This is a genomic window from Bosea sp. 124 (assembly GCF_003046175.1).
GTDB lineage: Bacteria > Pseudomonadota > Alphaproteobacteria > Rhizobiales > Beijerinckiaceae > Allobosea.
In genome coordinates this window covers 3820668-3839508 of sequence record NZ_PZZM01000001.1, presented here as the reverse complement: position 1 = coordinate 3839508, position 18841 = coordinate 3820668, and the positions used below count along the sequence as shown (strand labels likewise).

At 66.9% G+C, this 18841-nt stretch carries 16 protein-coding genes; 12 read left to right on the top strand and 4 right to left on the bottom strand.

The window, feature by feature from the left end:
- Window positions 1–47: 47 nt before the first annotated feature.
- Window positions 48–1697 carry a peptide ABC transporter substrate-binding protein gene (locus tag C8D03_RS18240; RefSeq protein WP_108051814.1) on the bottom strand — a complete coding sequence of 550 codons (1650 nt, stop codon included), beginning with the start codon at window positions 1695–1697 and terminating at the stop codon, window positions 48–50.
- A gap of 298 nt (window positions 1698–1995) precedes the next feature.
- Between C8D03_RS18240 and C8D03_RS18235 the strand changes: the two genes are divergently transcribed.
- The 5 genes from C8D03_RS18235 (at window position 1996) to C8D03_RS18215 (ending at window position 8460) form a co-directional block, all read left to right on the top strand.
- Window positions 1996–3324 carry an NAD(P)/FAD-dependent oxidoreductase gene (locus C8D03_RS18235; protein WP_108048366.1) on the top strand — a complete coding sequence of 443 codons (1329 nt, stop codon included), beginning with the start codon at window positions 1996–1998 and terminating at the stop codon, window positions 3322–3324.
- A gap of 97 nt (window positions 3325–3421) precedes the next feature.
- Window positions 3422–4765 carry an amidase gene (locus C8D03_RS18230; RefSeq protein WP_108048364.1) on the top strand — a complete coding sequence of 448 codons (1344 nt, stop codon included), beginning with the start codon at window positions 3422–3424 and terminating at the stop codon, window positions 4763–4765.
- Between the two features lie 71 nt (window positions 4766–4836).
- On the top strand, window positions 4837–6159 hold the full coding sequence (locus C8D03_RS18225) for an NAD(P)/FAD-dependent oxidoreductase (protein ID WP_108048362.1): 1323 nt from the start codon (window positions 4837–4839) through the stop codon (window positions 6157–6159).
- A gap of 160 nt (window positions 6160–6319) precedes the next feature.
- A complete protein-coding gene (locus C8D03_RS18220) occupies window positions 6320–6988 on the top strand; it encodes a haloacid dehalogenase type II (RefSeq protein ID WP_108048360.1) in 669 nt (222 codons plus the stop codon).
- Entirely contained in the window at window positions 6985–8460 is a 1476-nt protein-coding gene (locus C8D03_RS18215; protein WP_108048358.1) for an aldehyde dehydrogenase family protein, read from the top strand. Before C8D03_RS18220 ends, C8D03_RS18215 begins: the two co-directional genes overlap by 4 nt.
- A 10-nt stretch (window positions 8461–8470) precedes the next feature.
- On the opposite strand, the gene C8D03_RS18210 is transcribed toward C8D03_RS18215, so the two are convergent.
- Window positions 8471–9421 carry a LysR family transcriptional regulator gene (locus tag C8D03_RS18210; RefSeq protein WP_108048356.1) on the bottom strand — a complete coding sequence of 317 codons (951 nt, stop codon included), beginning with the start codon at window positions 9419–9421 and terminating at the stop codon, window positions 8471–8473.
- A gap of 230 nt (window positions 9422–9651) precedes the next feature.
- On the opposite strand from C8D03_RS18210, the gene C8D03_RS18205 reads away from it, so the two are divergent.
- From C8D03_RS18205 to C8D03_RS18180, 6 genes are all read left to right on the top strand, one after another.
- Window positions 9652–10737 carry an ABC transporter ATP-binding protein gene (locus C8D03_RS18205; RefSeq protein WP_108048354.1) on the top strand — a complete coding sequence of 362 codons (1086 nt, stop codon included), beginning with the start codon at window positions 9652–9654 and terminating at the stop codon, window positions 10735–10737.
- A gap of 50 nt (window positions 10738–10787) precedes the next feature.
- A complete protein-coding gene (locus tag C8D03_RS18200) occupies window positions 10788–11489 on the top strand; it encodes an HAD-IA family hydrolase (RefSeq protein ID WP_108048352.1) in 702 nt (233 codons plus the stop codon).
- Between the two features lie 4 nt (window positions 11490–11493).
- Window positions 11494–12807 carry an NAD(P)/FAD-dependent oxidoreductase gene (locus C8D03_RS18195; protein ID WP_108048350.1) on the top strand — a complete coding sequence of 438 codons (1314 nt, stop codon included), beginning with the start codon at window positions 11494–11496 and terminating at the stop codon, window positions 12805–12807.
- 38 nt (window positions 12808–12845) lie between these two features.
- The gene (locus tag C8D03_RS18190) at window positions 12846–13910 is read left to right on the top strand and encodes an ABC transporter substrate-binding protein (protein ID WP_108048348.1); all 1065 of its coding nucleotides are present in this window, start codon (window positions 12846–12848) and stop codon (window positions 13908–13910) included.
- Between the two features lie 102 nt (window positions 13911–14012).
- Window positions 14013–14876 carry an ABC transporter permease gene (locus C8D03_RS18185; RefSeq protein WP_248308521.1) on the top strand — a complete coding sequence of 288 codons (864 nt, stop codon included), beginning with the start codon at window positions 14013–14015 and terminating at the stop codon, window positions 14874–14876.
- Window positions 14873–15661: an ABC transporter permease gene (locus C8D03_RS18180; protein WP_108048346.1), complete on the top strand. Its 789-nt coding sequence runs from the start codon at window positions 14873–14875 to the stop codon at window positions 15659–15661. The genes C8D03_RS18185 and C8D03_RS18180 overlap by 4 nt, the downstream gene beginning before the upstream one ends.
- A gap of 130 nt (window positions 15662–15791) precedes the next feature.
- Here C8D03_RS18180 and C8D03_RS18175 read toward each other — a convergent pair whose 3' ends face one another.
- Entirely contained in the window at window positions 15792–17069 is a 1278-nt protein-coding gene (locus C8D03_RS18175; protein WP_108048344.1) for an NAD(P)/FAD-dependent oxidoreductase, read from the bottom strand.
- A 201-nt stretch (window positions 17070–17270) separates the two neighbouring features.
- On the opposite strand from C8D03_RS18175, the gene C8D03_RS18170 reads away from it, so the two are divergent.
- Window positions 17271–18146, top strand: a complete 876-nt coding sequence (locus C8D03_RS18170; RefSeq protein WP_181301079.1) for a GNAT family N-acetyltransferase — start codon at window positions 17271–17273, stop codon at window positions 18144–18146.
- 149 nt (window positions 18147–18295) lie between these two features.
- On the opposite strand, the gene C8D03_RS18165 is transcribed toward C8D03_RS18170, so the two are convergent.
- Entirely contained in the window at window positions 18296–18772 is a 477-nt protein-coding gene (locus C8D03_RS18165; RefSeq protein WP_210203995.1) for an Lrp/AsnC family transcriptional regulator, read from the bottom strand.
- Window positions 18773–18841: the final 69 nt, after the last annotated feature.

Below are 18841 nucleotides of genomic sequence, written 5' to 3'. Positions count from 1 at the left end.
CGAGACGAGGCTTAGGCGCGGTCACCCGGACGGAGCGCGTCATCGGCTCAGCGCGCCCAGTACCAGACGCCCATGTTCCAGGTATTCTGGCGAGCATTGACGTTGGGCTCGAAGCCAATCAGCCCCTCCTTGTAGCCCTCGACCGGAGCGTACTGGTAGATCGGCAGGATCGGCAGCTCCTCCCGGACAAGTTCCTGGAGCTTGACGTAGATCGCCTTGCGCTTCGCCTGGTCGAAAGTGGTCTGGCCATCCTTCATCAGCGCGTCAGCCTCGGCGTTCTGCCACTGCATCTGGTTGGCGCCGTTGCCGTTCTTCGCCGGGATCGCGTCCGAACCGAAGCGATGCGCCGGATCGGGATCAATCACGGTGCGGAAGGCGGTGCCGACGAGCAGCGAGTCGAATTTCGAGCGGGTGTAGAAGTCGCCCCAGATCACCGCGGCCGGCATATTGTTGATCGTCATCTTGACGCCGATCTGCTGCCAGTCCTGCATCATCAGCTGCTGGGCCTGCTCGCGCAGCGCCGCGCCTGTCGTGGTCGAGACGGCGAAGGTCAGCGGCACCCCGTCCTTCATGCGCGTGCCCGAGCCCGAACGCTTCCAGCCGGCATCGTCGAGGATCTTGTTGGCGAGAGCGAGATCGTAGCTCTGCTTCGGCAGGTTGGGGTTGTAGGCCCAGGATTCCTGCGGCGCGAAGGATTCGGTCGGGGTGTGCAGGCCGTAATAGATGATGTCGATGATCGCCTGCTTGTTGATCGAAGCGTAGAGCGCCTTGCGGACGGCCTTGTCCTTCAGCACGGGGTTCTCGAGGTTCGGCATAAGGATTTCGAGCGAAGCGCTCGGGATCTTCATGACTTTGCGCCCCGGCAGCTTGACCGCCTCGGCATAGAAATTCGCCGGGATGCCGGTGCCGATGATCAGGTCCACCTGCCCGGTCCGGAACTGGGCGTAGAGCGCGGTCTGGTCGGGCACGTATTTCAGGACGGCGCGCTCCAGATAGGGGCCCTTGCCGTGATACTTTTCGTTCGCGACGAGCTGGATGTTGTCGCCCGGCGTGCGCGTGCCCCATTTGAACGGGCCTGTGCCGACCGGAGCGGCGTTATAGGGCGCGGTGTTCGGATCGGCCGCCTTCTCGAGCAGGTGCTTGGGCACGATGAAGGTGTTGGAGAGCAGCGCGAGATAGGGTGCGTAGGCCTTCTCCATCCGCCAGGAGATTTCCAGCGGGCCCGTGACCTTGATGTCCTTGACGAGCGAGTGGCCGACGCGCGTGCGCGCCTTGAAGCCCGGCGCATTGATCAACTCGAGCGTGTATTTGACGTCCTCGGCGGTGAAGGGGGCGCCATCATGCCAGGTCACGCCCTCGCGCAGCTTCACCTTCCAGGCGAGGCCGCCCTCGGAGATGCCGCCATTGGCCTCGCTGGGAATTTCGACGGCGAGGTCAGGCACGAGCGAGCCGTCGGGCTGCGCCAGCCACATCGTGTTGAAGATCTGCATCCAGACGGTCTCGTCGACCTCGATGCCGGGCATCAGCGGATTGAAGGCGGTCGGCTCCTGCGACAGGCCGACCACGACCTGGCCGGTGGGCTTGGCGGGGGGCGGCGGGGCCGCCTTGGTCTGGGCACGGGCGCCGCCGAAACCCGAAGCCGCGAGCAGGCCGCCGGCACCGAGCGCGAGCATGTCGCGGCGATGGATGGCAGGCATCGGGAGCGCGAGTGTCGAATTGCCGCGAGACTTGCCGCAAGACTTGCCGTCAGAGTGCTTGGTCATCGGAAACCCCTCGTTATGAGCGATGAGCCTGCTTCTGCGGCAGGTGATCGCGGTTGGCCGATTATCGGCCTTCCTCTCAGGCTAGGCGGCGCTGGCGGTATCGAACACCGATCGTCTGCGGCAGGTGCATAGAATATGCCGATTCAACCCGCGCCTTTGGCATAGGCTTCTGTCGGGATGCGATGGTATCGGGGTCCCGTCGCCAGCCCCTACCGAAGGATTCTGAAACCCGATGTCGCCCCCGGTCACCCGTATCCGCAGCGACGAGACGCTGCCGCAATCCGCCGATGTCGTCGTCATCGGTGGCGGCGTCGCCGGCATCACCGCCGCCTACCATCTCGCCAAGAAGGGCCATTCCGTGGCCGTGGTCGAAAAGGGCTATGTCGCGGGCGAGCAATCGAGCCGGAACTGGGGCTGGTGCCGCCAGCAGAACCGTGATCTGCGCGAATTGCCGCTTGCCCAGCGCGCTGTCGAGATGTGGAACGGGCTCAACGAGGAGTTGGGCGCCGACACCGGCTTCCGCCGCACCGGCCTGGTCTATGTCACGACCAAGCAGGCGGACCTCGATGCCTGGTCGAACTGGATCGACAAGGCGCGCGAGATGCAGATGCACAGCCGCGTGCTCTCGGCCGCCGAGGCCAAGGCGATGTCGCCGGGCTCGACCGAGAACTGGATCGGCGGCGTGCATTCGCCGACGGACGGCAAGGCGGAGCCGGCGCTGGCGGTCCCTGCCTTTGCCGAGGCGGCCCGCAGGCTCGGCGTGACGATCCATCAGGATTGCGCGGCACGCGGGCTCGAAACCTCGGCGGGGCGGGTTTCGGCAGTCGTCACCGAGAAAGGCACGATCAGGACGAGCGCGGTGCTCGTTGCCGGCGGCGTCTGGACCTCGATGTTCTGCCGCCATCACGGCATCGACATGCCGCTGGCTGGTGTGCAGTCGACATCATTCTTCACCGCGCCAGCGCCCGAGATCACGGTCGGCGGCATCTCGACGCCCGACGTCACCTTTCGGCGGCGCCTCGACGGCGGCTATACGATCGGCATCAGCGGGCGCGGCCTGCTCCGCCTCAGCCCGCAGGGCATGATGTATGCGAAGCCGTTCTGGCGCACCTTCAAGAAGCGCCACAGGCTGCTGACCATCCGCGCCGACAAGACCTTCTTCGCCGGCCCCGAGGCCCTGATGCGCTGGAGCAACGACAGCATCTCGCCCTTCGAGCGCATGCGCACCTATGATCCGCCGCCGCAGGAGAAGCTGATCAGCTTCGCAATGAAGCGCATCGGCGAGATCTATCCGCAGCTCGCCGATGTGAAGATCGTGCACAAATATGGCGGCCTGATCGACTTCACCCCGGACTGGGTGCCGGTGATCTCCGACATCGACAAGCTGCCCGGCCTCTACGTCTCCGCCGGCTTCTCGGGCCATGGCTTCGGCATCGGCCCGGCCGCCGGCCGGCTCGCGGCCGACCTTGTCGCGGGCGACGCGCCGATCGTCGATCCTCACCCCTTCCGCTACAGCCGCTTGGTCGACGGCACCGACCTCGGCGAACCCGGCCTGATGTGAGGCGACGGACGACACCGATCCCCATGCGCAGGCACGCATGGATTTCGGTCGGCCGTGGCGATAAGCCGGAGGCCTGAACGAAAGCGGAGAGACGATCATGCTGCGAACCGTGCAAGGCTGCGCCGAGGACCTCGCGACGGGAGCGGTGACCTCGCGCAGCCTGGTCGAGGAATGCCTGGCGAAGATCGCCGACCCCGCCGGTGAAGGGGCTCGCGCCTTCATCTCGGTCTCGGGCGAAGCCGCCCGCGCTTCGGCCGATGCCCAGGACGCCCTGCGCCGGGCCGGCCGCGCGGCCTCCCCCTATGCCGGCATCCCCATCGCGGTGAAGGATCTCTACGACGTCGCCGGAGAACGCAGCATGGCGGGCTCGCGCGCCCTTGCCGATGCTACTCCGGCGCAGGCCCATGCGCCCACGATCGCGCGCATGCTGGCCGCCGGCTTCGTGCCCGTAGGCCGCACCAACATGACCGAATTCGCCTATTCCGGCATCGGCGCCAACCCGCATTACGGCACGCCGCTCAGCCCTTGGGACCGCTCCTCAGCCCGCATCCCCGGCGGCTCGTCCTCCGGCTCTGCCGTCGCGGTCGCAGACGGCATGGCGGTGGTCGCGCTCGGCAGCGACACTGGCGGTTCCTGCCGCATCCCGGCGGCGCTCTGCGGGATCGTCGGCTACAAGCCGACGGCCAGCCGCGTGCCGCTGGGCGGCGTCGTGCCGCTCTCGGCCAGCCTCGATTCGCTCGGGCCACTCGGCGCCAGCGTCTCCTGCTGTGCCATCGTCGATGCGATTCTGGCCGGCGAGGAGCCCGTCTTGCCGGTGTCGCGCCCGCTCGCCGGCCTCAGGCTCGCCATCCCGCGCGAGATCATGCGCGACGGCATGGACGCGACCGTCACCGCCACCTTCGAGCGTGCGGTCGCGACGTTGAAGGCGCAAGGCGCGCTGATCGTCGAAGTCTCGTTCCAGCCCCTGCTCGACATCGGGCCCGCCATGAGCCGGGGTGGCTTCACCGGCCCGGAATCCTTCGACTGGCACCGTGACCTGCTGGCGCGGAAGGGCGATCTCTACGATCCGCGCGTGCGCAGCCGCATCGAGCCGGGCGCCGACATGACCGCCGCCGACTATGTCGCGCTGAGCGCGGCGCGTCGGCGCATCATCGCGGCCATGGACGCGCTGACCGCCCCGTATGACGCCCTGCTCATGCCGACCTGCCCGATCGTGGCCCCCCGCATTGCCGAACTCGCCGAGGATGCCGAATATTTCCGGCTGAACGCGCTGCTGTTGCGCAATCCGAGCACGGGCAATTTCCTCGACCGCTGCTCGATCAGCCTGCCGTGCAACGCGCCCGGCGCGGCTCCGGTCGGTTTGATGCTGATGGGCGAGACCAGCGGCGACAAGGCGCTGTTCGCGATCGCGGCCTGCATCGAGGCCGCTTTGGCCCGATGATGCGAAAATGATCCAAGGCAGCATCGCCCGGGCCCGCTAGAGAATCGGGCTCGAAGCTGCCGGAGACCGATATGAGCCCGACCATCAAGCGCATCGACAGCGATGCGCGACTGCCGGCCGAAGCCGATGTCGTCGTCATCGGCGGCGGCATCGTCGGCGCGGCCGCAGCTTATTTTCTGGCCAAACGCGGCCGCTCGGTCGCCCTCGTCGAGAAGGGCGTCGTCGGCGGCGAACAGTCGAGCCGAAACTGGGGCTGGTGCCGCCAGCAGAACCGCGACGCGCGCGAATTGCCGCTCGCGATCCGCTCGATGGAAATGTGGGACAGCCTTGCCACGGAGATCGGCGAGGATCTGGGCTTTCGCCGCTGCGGGCTGGTCTATGCCAGCAACGACGCTGCGCAAATCACGCAATGGGAGCGCTGGCGCGAAACCGCAAGGCAGTTCGGCGTCGAGACGCGCATGCTCACCGGCAAGGAAACCTCCGCGATGACCGCCGGCACCGGGCGCAACTGGCTCGGCGGCGTGCATTCGGTGACGGACGGCAAGGCCGAGCCGGCGCTGGCCGCGCCCGTCCTGGCGCTGGGCGCGCGGAAGCTCGGCGCGACCGTTCATCAAGGCTGCGCGGCGCGCGGCCTCGACGTCACCAACGGCGCTGTCACCGGCGTGGTGACGGAAAAGGGCATGATCCGCACCGGCTCGGTCATCCTGTCGGGCGGCGCCTGGGCGTCAGGCTTCTGCCGCCATCACGGCATCGTCTTCCCGCAGGCCAGCATCCGCGCCACCAGCCTGCGTACCGAGATCGCGCCCGCCTGGCTCGACGCCTTCTATACGCCCGAAATCGCGCTGACCCGCCGCCTCGACGGCAGCTACACCATCGCGATCAGCGGCAAGGGCACGCTCGAACTGACCCCGCAGGGCATCCGCTATGCCCGCCAGTTCATGCCTATGTTCCTGAAGCGGCTGAAGGCGGTCGAACTCGGCATCGGCGCCTCCTTCTTCAACGGCCCCGAGGCACTCGGCCGCTGGAGCCTGGACAAGGAAACCCCGTTCGAGCGCATCCGCGTGCTCGATCCGGCGCCAAGCCGCAAGGCGCTCGCGACCCTGCTCGAACGTGCCCACGCATTGGTGCCGGCGCTGCGAAGCGTCGCGGTGCGCGAAAGCTGGGGCAGCTATATCGATTCCACTCCAGATGCCGTGCCGGTGATTTCGCCGACGGTGGGGCTGAAGGGGCTCGTCCTGGCGGCGGGCCTCAGCGGCCACGGCTTCGGGCTCGGCCCTGGCGCCGGCCATCTCGCGGCGGACCTCGCCACCGGCGACACGCCGATCGTCGATCCCCGCCCCTTCCGCCATGCCCGCCTGCTCGACGGTTCGCAGGGCGAGGTCGGCGAGTTCTGACGCCGCGCGAGCGAGGCAGCAATCCATGCTGCGGCAGCCGCTGCGATCGGCATAATCTTGGGCGGCCCCCCCCGGAAATGCGCGCCAGCCGCCACGCTGCACCGCTAGGCTCAGGCCATCGGCGGCACATCGTCCGCCCTCCAAGCAAGCGAGCGGACCCATGACCACCTGGCGGCCGAAATTCATCACCTTCGACTGCTACGGCACGCTGATTGACTTCCAGATGGGGCCCGCCGCGCGCCGGGTTTATGGCGACAGGCTCGCGCGCCCCGTGCTCGAGGGCTTTCTCGAAAGCTTCCGTGGCTATCGCCTCGACGAGGTTCTCGGCGCTTGGAAGCCCTTCGATGAGGTGATCGACAACGCCGTCGAGCGGAGCTGCAAGGCCTGGAACATCCCCTTCGACCCGGCTGATGCCGCAGCAATCTATGCTGAGATTCCGAGCTGGATCCCGCATCCCGATGTGCCCGGCGGCCTGGCGACGATCGGCGGCAAGATTCCGCTGGTCGTGCTCTCGAACTCGATGACCGACCTGATCCCGCATTCGGTGGCCAAGCTCGGCGCGCCCTTCCATGCCGCCTATACGGCGCAGGAGGCGCAGGCCTACAAGCCGCTGCAGCGCGCTTTCGAGTATATGTTCGACAGCCTCGGCTGTGCGCCGGCTGACGTCATGCACTGCTCATCGAGCCTGCGCTACGACCTGATGACCGCCTATGACATGAAGATCGGCCGACGCGTCTTCGTGAATCGCGGCCATGAGCCCGGCATCGACTTCTACGGCTACACGGAGATCTCCAGCATCGCGCAGTTGCCGGGTCTGGTCGGACTGTGACGACCGCCGACTTCGCGCCGGACTCGATCGCCTTCGCCACCGGCCATTACATCGGCGGCGAGACGGTGCCGGCCGGGGACCGCATTCCGGTCGCCCGCCCCTCCGATCTCGTCGACTATGCCGAGCTGCCGGTCGCGACGGCCGATACCGTCGATCGCGCCGTGACGAATGCGACGCAGGCCGTCGCGCGCAGCGGATGGGCCAGCCGCCCGCCGCGCGAACGCGCCCGCGCCATGCGCCGCTGGGCCGAGCTGATCGAGGAGCGCGCTGTCGAACTCGGCCGGCTCGAGGCGCTGGGCTCGACCCGGCCGATCGTCCAGGCCATTACCGGCGATGTCGCCAGCGTCGCGGAGGGCATCCGCTTCTTCTCGGAATGGGCTGACAAGCTCGGCGGCGACGTCGCCGCCACCCGCAGCGACCATCTCGGCCTGATCGTGTCCGAGCCCTATGGCGTCGTCGGCGCGATCACGCCCTGGAATTTCCCGCTCAGCATGGCCTCCTGGAAGGTCGGCCCGGCGCTCGCCGCCGGCAACGCCATCGTGCTCAAGCCCTCGGAACTGACGCCCTTCTCGACCGTGCGACTGGCGGAACTCGCGGTCGAGGCCGGCATTCCCGCCGGCATCTTCAACGTCGTGCAAGGTACCGGCGCGGTAACGGGCGACGCGCTCTCGCGCCATCCCGGCATCGCCAAGTTCTCCTTCACCGGCTCGACCCGGACCGGCGTCGCGGTGATGAAGGCAGCAGCCGAAAGCGGCATCAAGCCGGTGACGCTCGAACTCGGCGGCAAGAGCCCGCAGCTTGTCTTCGCCGATGCCGATCTGGAGAAGGCCGCCGGCTGCATCGCCGGTTCGCTGCTGGCCAATGCCGGCCAGGCCTGCGTTGCCGGCTCACGCCTGATCGTGCAGCGCGCAGTCATGGCCGAGCTCATCGATCGGCTGAAGGCGAAGCTCGGTGGCGTGAAGCCCGGCCCGACCTGGAAAGCTGACACCGGCTACGCGCCGATCATCTCGGAACTGCAGGCACGGCGCATCGACCGCATCCTCGCCGAGAGCAGCCGGCAGGGCGCCGAATGCCTCATGGGCGGCGGGCGCATCGAGGGGTATGGTGGCGCCTTCTACCAGCCGACGCTGCTCGCCAACGTCACGGCCGCGACGGCTGCCGTGCGCGAGGAGGTCTTCGGCCCCGTACTGACGATCCAGGCCTTCGACGACGAGGCGGAGGGCCTCGCGCTGGCCGATCATCCCGAATACGGGCTCGCGGCCGGCGTCTACACCGCCGATCTCGGCCGCGGCCTGCGGGCGATGCGCGCCTTGAAGGCCGGCACGGTCTGGATCAACCGCTACAACCGCACGCTCGACTTCATCCTGCCGACCGGCGGCTACAAGAGTTCTGGCATCGGCAAGGATCTCGGCCGCCAGGCGGTGGAAGCCAATCTCCGGCACAAGACCGTGCTGATCGATATCGGCGTTTGAGCGGGCTCGCTCACGCCACAGCAGCCTTCAGCCCGAGCGCCGGATAGAGCCTGTCGATCGCGGCGATTTCCGCCAGCAGTTCAGCGACCATCCAGTCGCGGATGTCGCGCACGATCGGCCGCGCCGGCCGGTTGCGCGGGGTCAGCAGGACGCAGAGGCGCTCGCCGACCGTGAGACGGCCGCCCGCCGGGACCAGTGCACCCGACTTCAGCGCATGCGAGATCACGGTGATCCAGCCGAAGGCAACGCCCTGCCCGAGCAACGCCGCCTGCACCACGACGGCGTAGTCCGAAAAGCTTAGGGCCTTGTCCGGTCCAGACCGGCCGGTGGCGAAGGGCGTATTCTGGCTTGCCCAGTCGGTCGGGGAATCGGTCAGCTGGATCACGGTGTTGCCGCTCGCCGCCTGCTCGGCCGCCCCCGGCTCGCAACGATAGCCCGGGCTGCACACCGGCAGCATGACTTCGCGGATCACCAGCGCCTCGGCCGGGACAGGCTCGTCGACCGCGACGAAGCGCATCCCGAGATCGACATTCTCGACCACCCCGCGCAACGACCCCGCAATCATCTGGAAGCGGAGGTCGACGCTCGGAAAGCGCTGCTGGAAACGGTCCATGCGCGGCATCAGCCAATGCGTGGTGAAGGCCGATGACACCGAGATCGTCACCGTCTCCTTGCCGCCGCGCAATTGCTCGACCTCGCGCAGGCCTGCTTCGATGCTGCGGAAGCCATCCGCGACCCTGCGATAGAGGATTTCACCCTCAGGCGTCAGCACGGCCCCCTTTCCGTTGCGCTCGAACAGGCGCAATCCGAGGTACCCCTCGAAGCGCGACAGCATGCGGCTCACCGCCGGCTGCGTGACGTTCAGCTCTTCGGCAGCGCGTGTAAAACTGCCGCTGCGCGCCGCCGCTTCGAAGACGAAGAGCGCGTTGCTCGAAGACACCATGCGGCGCAGGTCTGACATTACATCAGGTTATGCATATCCTGATTATTTGGCAATTGCCGCCGGCTCCGCAAATCCCTTTGATACCCCTGTCGAATGCAGCTTGCGGCGACGGGCACGAAGGGGTCCGCGTTGCCGGGCGGCGGATCGGTCGAGGCACCAGCTACATAAGATCGACTTATGGGCTGGTCCGGAAACCGTCTTTGCCCACGCGCTTGCGCGGTGTCGCTGTATCGCAACGGGAGCAGGCAATGGCGAAAAGTGGCGGCGAACGCGTCGAGATCCGGTCGGCCAGCAAGATCTACGGATCGGTGCGGGCGCTGGACGACGTCTCGCTCGACATCGCCCCGCAGGAATTCGTCTCGCTGCTTGGCCCCTCCGGCTCCGGCAAGACGACGCTTCTCGGGATTCTGGGCGGCTTCGTTCAGCCTTCCGCCGGCCAGATCCTGTTCGGCGGTCGCGACGTCACCTTCACCCCGCCGCACAAGCGCGACATCGGCATCGTCTTTCAAAACTACGCCCTCTTCCCGCATATGAGCGTCGGCGAGAACGTCGCCTTCCCGCTGCGGGCACGGCGCCTGCCGAAATCGAGCTATGCCGAGAGGGTGCGCGCCGCACTGGCGATGGTCGATCTCGCCGGGTACGAGGAGCGCGGCATCGGCCAGCTCTCCGGCGGCCAGCGCCAGCGCGTCGCGCTCGCCCGCGCCATGATTTTCGAGCCGCGGCTGATCTTGATGGACGAGCCGCTCTCGGCCCTCGACAAGCAGCTTCGCGAGACCATGCAGATCGAACTGCGCCAGCTCCACAAGCGGCTCGGCGCGACGATCATCTACGTCACCCACGACCAGCGCGAGGCGCTGACGATGAGCGACCGCGTCGCCATTTTGAAGGACGGCAAGCTCGTCCAGATCGACAAGCCCAAGCGCCTGCACGATCACCCCGCCAATGCCTTCGTGGCGAGCTTCATCGGCGAGGCGACGCTGCTGCCGGTCGATCGCGTCAGTCAGGACAGCGTCTCGCTCGCCGGCTCGGTCATCAGGACGGCCCGGCCCCTGCCCGCCACGGGCGAGTTGGTGCTGGCCGTACAGACCGAAAAGCTCCTGATCGAGGACGGCTCGGGCGCGCCCGAGCGCAACCGCTTCTCGGCCCGCGTCACCGACATCGTCTTCCAGGGCGAGAGCCTGCGCGTTTTCCTCGCGCTCGACGACGGCACGCCGCTCAGCCTGCGCCAACCCAGCCATTTCGAGGCCGCCCGTCGCGTCCCGCCGATCGGCGAGCGCGTCCAGATCAGCATCCACCCGCAGGACACCATCGTCGTGTCGAAGGCGGGCGGTTAGGCCCATCATCCCAACACATCAGACTCGCAGCCACAAGAGAAGTTCGCATCATGGCCCTCCGCGATTTCAAGGTTCTCACATTCGACGTCGTCGGCACGCTGATCGATTTCGAGACCGGCGTCCTGAACGCGGTCCGCCGCATCGGCGGCCCCGCCGCCGCCAAGTTGACCGATGACGAGATCTTCGCGCCTTATCTGAGGGGCCGCGAGCTCAACTACGACCGCTCCAGCGAAGCGATGAAGCGGGTCTACCTCCACCTCGCCCCGGAACTGGGTCTGCCCGCCGACGAGGCCTCCGCCGACTCCTTCCAGTACGCCATCCTGCAGCATCCGGCCTTCCCGGATTCGGTCGCGGCGCTGGCCCGGTTGCGCAAGCATTTCCGGCTGGTCGCGATGACCAATGCCGACCGTTCGACCTTCACCTTCTACGCGCACACGCTCGGCAACCCGTTCCACGATAGTGTCACCGCCGACGAGGCGATCCATCCCAAGCCCGACCCGCTGTTCTTCGCCTTCAACCGCGGCCGGCAATCGGCCCATGGCTACAAGCAGGAAGAGATCCTGCATGTCGCCCAGAGCCAGTATCACGACATCGGCGTCGCCAAGTCGCTTGGCTACACCACCTGCTGGATCGAGCGGCGCCAGGGCCAGAAGGGCTTCGGCGGCACGCCGGCGGTGCCGCAGATCACCAAGCCGGACTACCATTTCCCGACCCTGAAGGCGCTCGCCGACGCGGTCGAGGCCGGGGTTTGAACCGTTGAGCAGCGCCCCTGCCTGGCAGTCTCTGGAGGCAGCGCCCTCGCTCTGGGGCGCGACGGCTGCGCCGCTGCGCGAGCTTTCGCCGCTGCAAGGCGACACGCAGGCCGATGTCGTCATCATCGGCGCCGGCTATACCGGCCTGTCCGCCGCGCACCATCTCGCGCAGAGCGGCCTGTCGTCGATCGTGCTGGAGGCCAACCGCCCCGGCTGGGGCGCGAGCGGCCGCAATGGCGGCGTCATCACCGCGAAATTCCGCATCTCCTTCCCCGCCATTGCCGCCGCCCACGGCAAGCCGATGGCGAAAAGAATGTACGATATCGCCCTGGAGGCGACCGATATCGTCTCGGAACTGGTCGCGACCTATGGCATCGACGCGGCCAATCTGACCCGCTCCGGCCAGGTCAAGGCAGCCCACAACCACGAGACGCTGGCCTATGCCGTCAAGGAAGCCGAATGGCTTCGCAGCGAGTTGGGCGACACCACCATGTCCGTGCTGGGCGAGCATGCCGTTCGCGACGAAACCGGCTCGGCCGGCTTCGTCGGCGGCGTTCTCAATGCCGGCTCTGGCGGCATCCACCCGCTGAACTACCTGCATGGCCTCGCCGAAGGCGTCGCCGGTCGCGGCATTCCGATCCATGCCGGGACACCCGCGCTTCGCCTGCGCCGGGACGGCGATGGCGTGCTGGTCGAGACGCCGGGCGGCACCGTCCGGGCGAAACAGGCGATCATCGCCACCAACAGCTATTCTGACCTGACGCCAGCGACAAAAGCCTATCAGAGCACGCTCATTCCGTTCCGCAGCGCCATCATCGCGACGGAAAAGCTCTCGCCCAATCTTGCTGCCAGCGTGATGCCGACGCGGCGGACCTACACGGAGACCAAGCGCATGATGCGCTGGTTCCGCATGGTCGACGACCGCATCGTCTTCGGCGGACGCGGGGCTTTCGGCAAGACGGATTCGCCGGCCGCGTTCCGCGCACTGCACAAGGCGATGGTCGGCATCTTCCCGCAGGTCGCCGATGTGCCCCTCGCCTATCGCTGGTCCGGCCTCGTGGCGATGACGCTCGACTCCGTGCCCCATGTCGGGCGCATCGACGACCGGGTCATGCTGGCCATGGGCTACAATGGCGCGGGCGTCGCGATGTCGAGCCTGATGGGGCGCTACCTCGACGCCTTCGCCCGGGGCGAGCGCCCCGATGTCGGCCTGCTCGATGCCAGCCGCATGCGGCGCGTTCCATTTTACCCGCTTCGAGAGCCGGCCGTCCGCATGGTCGCCGGCTGGTACCAGTTTCTAGACGCGATCGGACGGTAGATTTCGAAGATCCGATCCAACAACAGGGGATTGAGGACATGCCAGAACGACGCCTGACCATTCGGACCGCCTGCGCCGCCGCGGGCCTGTCCCTGGCTCTGCTGAGCCCGCTCTCCGCCCAGGCGGCCGAACAGATCATGTTCGTCTCGCAGGGCGGCGCCTACCAGAAGGCGCAGACCATCGCGATCCTCGATCCGAGCGCCAAGAAGCTCGGCATCACCATCAACCAGGACAGCGTGCCCGACGCCTGGCCGATCATGCGCTCGCAGGTCGCCACCGGAAAGCCGACCTGGGACGTCGTCGACGTCGCCACCAATTTCTGCTTGCGCGGCGGCGAGCAGGGCATTCTAGAGAAGCTCGACTTCAGCAAGATCCCCAACGCCGCCGCGATGCCGGCTGAGTATCGCAGCGACTATTCGGTCGCCTACGAGTTCTATTCCAGCGTCATGGGCTACAGCCTGAAGAAGTTCCCGGACGCGGCGGCAGCGCCCAAGACCTGGGCCGATTTCTGGGACGTGAAGAAATTTCCGGGCCGGCGTTCGCTGCGCAACCACCCGCTCGCGACGCTCGAAGCCGCGCTGATGGCTGACGGCGTGCCCGCCGACAAGCTCTACCCGCTCGACGTGGACCGCGCCTTCAAGAAGCTCGAGGAGATCAAGCCGCACATCACCGTGTGGTGGACATCCGGCGCCCAGTCGGCCCAGCTCCTCAACGATGGCGAGGTCGACATGGTGATGGCCTGGAACGGCCGCATCAGCGCGCTGACGAAGGAAGGCGCCAAGGTCGCCTACACCTACAACCAGGGCATCCTGCAGAGCACCTCGCTCTGCGTTCTCAAGGGCGCTCCGAACCTGCCGACCGCGATCAAGTTCCTCAACGAGGCGGTCGACCCGGTGCATCAGGCCAACCTGCCCCTGCATATCGACTACGGCCCGGCCAACCCCAAGGCCTATGACACCGGCGTCATTCCGGCCGCCCGCGTCGGCGAGCTGCCGAGCGCGCCGGCCAACGCCAAGGTCCAGGCCCTGATGTCCTATGCCTGGTGGACCTCGGCTGCCGGCGAGGCGGCCGAGAAGCGCTGGCTCTCCTTCGCGCAGAAGTGAGCCAGGACACATGACGTCATTCTCGGGTCGCGCGTCGCGCGGACCCGAGAACCTCTTGCAGGAGATGCTCGGTTCAAGCCCGAGCATGACGAGAGAGACCCCATGACCGCCATCGACCCATCCCTCCGCTACCGGCGCCGCGAACAGGGGCTGATGCTCCTGCTCGCTTCGCCCGCGGTGATCGTCATCGTCGCCCTTGTGGTGATCCCGGTCGGCTGGCTGATGACGCAGTCGGTCTATGAAAACGGCTTCACGCTGGAGCACTACCGCCGCATCTTCAGCGAGGACATCTACTGGCGCAGCTTCGGGCTGACCTTCCGCATCGCCTTGATGGTCACGGTGCTGACGCTCGTCCTAGGCTACCCCGTCGCCTATGCCGCCGCCCATGTGAAGCGGCCCTGGGACGTGCTGATCCTGAGCTTCGTCATCCTGCCGTTCTGGACCAGCGTGCTGGTGCGAGCCTATGCTTGGCTCGTGCTGCTGCAGCGCACCGGCGTCACCAACCAGATGCTCGAGCGCTTCGGGCTGATCAGCGAGCCGCTGGCCCTCGTCCATAACGAGCTCGGCACGGTCATCGCGACCGTCCACATCCTTTTGCCCTTCATGGTGCTGCCGCTCTATTCGACGATGCAGAAGATCCCGCGCGAGCTGATGCTGGCCGGCGCGAGCCTCGGCGGCGGTCCGCTTCACACCTTCCTGCGCGTGTTCCTGCCGCTGTCGCTGCCCGGTGTCGTCGCCGGCCTGACGCTGGTCTTCGTGCTGACGCTCGGCTTCTACATCACGCCGGAACTGCTCGGCGGCGGCCGCACCATCATGATCTCGATGGTCGTGAGCCGGAACGTCGAGCTTTACAACCAATGGGGTGCGGCGAGTGCCGTCGGCGTCGTGCTGCTGGTCGCGGTGCTCGCGATCTTCCTGGCTGTCGGCCGGATCATCCCGCTCGACAAGATGCTGGGCCAGAAATGAAACAGCCGCTTCTCCCCCGCCTGCTCTTTGGCGCCTTCGTCGGCCTCGTGCTGATCTATCTGATCCTGCCGCTGCTGATCATCGTGCCGATGTCGTTCTCGGCGACGCGCTTCCTGACCTTCCCGCCGCCGGCGCTGTCTTTGCGGTGGTATGCCGAGTTCTTCGGCAATCCCAACTGGATGCAGGCGACGCGGATGAGCGCGCTGATCGGCCTCCTGACCGTCATCGTCGCGACCCCGCTGGGGACGGCTGCCGCCTATGCCATCAGCAACTCGCAGACGAAGCTGATGCGCTCGCTGCACATGATGCTGATGCTGCCGCTTATCGTGCCGATCATCATCATCGCGATCGGCATCTTCTTCATCTACGCCAAGCTTGGCCTGATCCAGACGCTGACCGGGCTCGTGCTGGCCAATGTCATGCTCGGCCTGCCCTATGTCATCACTTCGGTCGTCGCCGGGTTGCAGAGCTTCGACAAGACGCAGGAGATGGTGGCGCGCAGCCTCGGCATGAACCGCTTCCGCGCCTTCCTCACCGTGACGCTGCCGCAGATCAAGGCCAGTGTCTTCGCTGGCGGCATCTTCGCCTTCATCTCCGCGATCGACGAGACGATCATTGCGCTCTTTATCTCGGGCGGGCAGTACCAGACCCTGACCAAGCGCATGTTCACCGCGCTCCGCGACGAGATCGACCCGACCATCGCCTCGATCTCGACCCTGCTGACGGCGGCGTCCTTCATCCTCGTGCTGCTGGCGACCAGCGGGCAGAAGAAGGCGGTGACCTGAGAACCGCGCGTCATGCTCGGGCTTGACCCGAGCATCTCTTCCAGATTCGGGCGCGGGCCGGCGCCTTCTCGTCGCGAGATTCTCGGGTCTTCGCTTCGCTACGCCCGAGAATGACGGCGAGAGTATCTCCTCAGTGCCGCCAATCCTGATAGCGGTAGTACAGGCCCACGAGCGGCAGGAACCAGGGCGGGCCGAAATGGCCGGGTACCACCGGCCAGTCGAGCCCGGCCAGGGGGTTTGCCCCCACGTCGCCGCCCATCACGCGCGCCATGATCTGCCCCATATGCACCGACATCTGCGTGCCGTGGCCGCTATAGCCCAGAGCGTAGAAAACACCGTCGCGCTCGCCGGCGCGCGGCAGGCGGTCCGAGGTCATGTCGACCAGCCCACCCCAGCAGTAGTCGATGCCCACGCCCGCCAATTGCGGAAACAGCTCCAGCATCCGCGCCAGCAGGATCGCGCCGCTCCTGGCATCCGACGTCGGGCTCGACAGCGCGAAGCGGGCCCGCCCGCCGAAGATCAGCCGGTTGTCAGGCGTCAGCCGGAAGTAGTTGCCGATATTCATCGTCGTGGTCGCGGTACGCCGCGTCGGCATGATCGAGGCCGCGCGCTCCACTGAGAGCGGCTCGGTCGCGATGATGAAGCTGCCGACCGGCACGATCCGCCGGCGCAGCCAGGCGAAAGGTCCCTGCCGCGAGGCGCCTGTCGCCAGCAGCACCTGTTTGGCCTCCAGCGTGCCGCGTGCCGTGACGACGCGATGCGCCTGCCCGTTCAGACGCGCCAGCCCGGTCACGGCTGCATCCTCATGGATCGCGGCACCGGCCCGCGCCGCGGCATCGGCCAGGCCGACGCCGAAGCGGCCCATATGCATATGGGCGCTGCGCGGAAAAACGAGCCCGCCATGGAAGCCGTCCGAGCCGATCTCGCTGCGGGTATCGCCGGGCCGCACCACGACCAGATCGGGCTCGACCGTCGCCTGCAGCAGCTCCGCGCTCTTCTCCAGCTTGGCGAAATGGCCGGGCTTGGCGGCAAGCTTGATCTTGCCGGTGCGGGTGAAATCGCAATCGATGCCTTCGCTGGCGACCAGGGCCTCGACCGTGTCGACGCCGGCATCGAAGGCCCGGTAGAGCGCGCCGGCCCGCTCGATGCCGATGCTGGCGGCCAGCCCACCGAGATCATGCGCGAGACCGTTATTGCAATGCCCGCCATTGCGACCGGACGCTTCGCCGACGACACGCCCGGCCTCCAGCACGGCGACGCTCGCTCCGGCCTTCGCCAACGCCAGCGCGGCCGACAATCCGGTGAAGCCGCCGCCGACGATCGCGACATCGACCTTGCCCGCGACCGGCGCGGAGGAGCCGGAGGAAAAGCGCGGCGCGGAGGCCAGCCAATAGGGTTCGAGCTTCATCGCTGGGGCGGCCTCGGCGTCGGCTGATGCGGGACAATCGGCGGCCTCGCTTCGACGCGGGCAGCGCGGAAGCGAAACGCCGAAGGGCTTCGACCGCGCAGCTTGCACCATCCTAAGCCCATGTATTGTATGAATTATGCTATTCTCGAACGGGCCCGGCGCCCCTATACTCTGCGATCATTCCGCATGAGGCCCGACGCCTTGGCTTACAGAACGGCAAAGCGCCGGCTCGGCTACGAAATCGACATCCGGCCGATGGGCAACGCCGATCTCGGCCAGATGCACCAATTGTCGATCAGCGTCGGCTGGCCGCATCGTCCCGAGGACTGGCGCCTGATCATGAGCGTCGGCCAGGGTTTCGTCGCCTGCGACACGATCGGCCGTGCGCTCGGATCTGCAATGTGGTGGCCCTTCGGCGAGAGCTTCGCGACGGTGGGCATGGTCATCACCTCGCCGCGCCTGCAGGCGCAGGGGGCCGGCCGGCAACTGATGGACGCGATTTTCGAGCAGTCCGGTGACCGCGACCTGCGCCTCAGCGCGACCCAAGCCGGCTATCGCCTGTATCGCTCGCTCGGCTTCGAGCCGGTCGGCCGGATCTTCCAGCATCAGGGACGGACCGTGGCGCTGCCCTCGCCCGCTCCCGCGATACCCGGGCTCCGCCCCGTCATCTCAGGCGATCTTGACGCGCTCATACGCCTCGACGCCAGCGCCTATGGCGCCAACCGCGACCGCGTCATCGCGGCGCTGCTGGCGTCATCGGTCGGGACCGTCGTCGAGCGCAATGGCGAGATCGTCGGCTTCGCGCTCTGCCGCCCGTTCGGGCGCGGCCATGTCGTCGGTCCGATCGTGGCCGAGGATGACGACATGGCGGTGGCGCTGGTCGCCCCGCATGTCGAAGTTCATCAGGGCAGTTTCCTGCGCGTCGATACGGCCCAGGAGCAGGGCCGCTTCGGCGGCTTCCTCGAATCCTGCGGCATGACGATCTTCGATTCGGTCACGCCGATGATCCGCGGCCACCATCACGACGCGCTGGGCACCGCCCGGACCTTCGGGCTCGCAACGCAAGCGCTGGGCTGAAGGCTCTTTGGACACCGTCTCGAAACGCGCTGCGAAGAGTCGGCTGGCGTGGTTTTCGAGAAGCGGAGCGTAGCAGAGATCGGGAAGTGAGCACCGGAAGCGCAGAGGGTCGCGTCAGACAGCCGCCGCAGCAGCGTTTCCAGATGGTTTCAGACGTCGAACAGCACCGGCAGCGGGTAGCCCGGCTTCTGGATCGGCGACTTGATCACGACGTAGCTGAAATATTTCGAGATGCCGATGTTGCGGTCGAGCAGCGTCTCGATCAGCGACTGGTAATGGGTCAAACCGCGCGTCACGAACTTGATCAGATAATCGTAGCCCCCGCTGACCATATGGCACTCCACCACCTCGTCGACCCGACGCAGCGCCGTCTCGAAGCGGATGAAATACTCCTTGGTGTGGTCGGCAAGCGTGACCTCAGTGAAGACGGTGATCGTCTCCCCGAGTTTCTGCAGGTTGATCGTCGCGCCATAGCCGGAAATGAATCCCGCCTGCTCGAGCCGCTTGACCCTGAGCAGGCAGGGGCTCGGCGACAGGCCGACCGCATCGGCCAGGGTGACATTGGTCACCCTGCCGTTGTTCTGCAGCTCGATCAGGATTTTCATGTCGATGCGGTCGAGCCGCACGCCCGGTGTCACGACGAAAGCCTCACCCCAACGCCTGCCGCCCCCGGCATGACGGCATGCCGCAGCGAC

What these genes read in the sequence shown, in the direction of transcription:
- C8D03_RS18190 (WP_108048348.1), top strand. Translation starts at nt 12,846, where the DNA reads ATGCCAGAACGACGCCTGACCATTCGGACCGCCTGCGCCGCCGCGGGC.
- C8D03_RS18210 (WP_108048356.1), bottom strand. Translation starts at nt 9,421, where the DNA reads ATGTCAGACCTGCGCCGCATGGTGTCTTCGAGCAACGCGCTCTTCGTC.
- C8D03_RS18180 (WP_108048346.1), top strand. Translation starts at nt 14,873, where the DNA reads ATGAAACAGCCGCTTCTCCCCCGCCTGCTCTTTGGCGCCTTCGTCGGC.
- C8D03_RS18205 (WP_108048354.1), top strand. Translation starts at nt 9,652, where the DNA reads ATGGCGAAAAGTGGCGGCGAACGCGTCGAGATCCGGTCGGCCAGCAAG.
- C8D03_RS18185 (WP_248308521.1), top strand. Translation starts at nt 14,013, where the DNA reads ATGACCGCCATCGACCCATCCCTCCGCTACCGGCGCCGCGAACAGGGG.
- C8D03_RS18235 (WP_108048366.1), top strand. Translation starts at nt 1,996, where the DNA reads ATGTCGCCCCCGGTCACCCGTATCCGCAGCGACGAGACGCTGCCGCAA.
- C8D03_RS18175 (WP_108048344.1), bottom strand. Translation starts at nt 17,069, where the DNA reads ATGAAGCTCGAACCCTATTGGCTGGCCTCCGCGCCGCGCTTTTCCTCC.
- C8D03_RS18225 (WP_108048362.1), top strand. Translation starts at nt 4,837, where the DNA reads ATGAGCCCGACCATCAAGCGCATCGACAGCGATGCGCGACTGCCGGCC.
- C8D03_RS18220 (WP_108048360.1), top strand. Translation starts at nt 6,320, where the DNA reads ATGACCACCTGGCGGCCGAAATTCATCACCTTCGACTGCTACGGCACG.
- C8D03_RS18230 (WP_108048364.1), top strand. Translation starts at nt 3,422, where the DNA reads ATGCTGCGAACCGTGCAAGGCTGCGCCGAGGACCTCGCGACGGGAGCG.
- C8D03_RS18240 (WP_108051814.1), bottom strand. Translation starts at nt 1,697, where the DNA reads ATGCCTGCCATCCATCGCCGCGACATGCTCGCGCTCGGTGCCGGCGGC.
- C8D03_RS18200 (WP_108048352.1), top strand. Translation starts at nt 10,788, where the DNA reads ATGGCCCTCCGCGATTTCAAGGTTCTCACATTCGACGTCGTCGGCACG.